Below are 241 nucleotides of genomic sequence, written 5' to 3' on the forward strand. Positions count from 1 at the left end.
CTCGGGTCAAAGCTTGTGATCGCCCATGTCGTGGATAACGCCCACGTCAAATACGACTTGAGCTCTCCGTTCGTGCGGGAGGTCACGGCAGCGCTGGCTCAGCGCGGAGAGACGCTGATCTCGGCTGCGATTCGGAAGGCCCAACAAGCTGGAATCCAGGCTTCGGTCGCCATCACAAGAGATCCGCTGACGTATATTGACGTCGCCACGGAGCTGGAGAGACTTGCGGCGGAGGCTGGCG

The 241-nt window shown here is 61.0% G+C and carries 1 protein-coding gene; it reads left to right on the forward strand.

The genetic code is table 11. The features are described 5' to 3' along the window. Positions 1-241, forward strand: a 241-nt coding sequence (locus RVY79_RS21275; protein WP_317466611.1) for a hypothetical protein, incomplete at both ends; no start/stop codon positions are given.

The organism is Chromohalobacter sp. HP20-39, from assembly GCF_033052815.1.
In the GTDB taxonomy this organism is placed as follows: Bacteria; Pseudomonadota; Gammaproteobacteria; order Pseudomonadales; family Halomonadaceae; genus Chromohalobacter.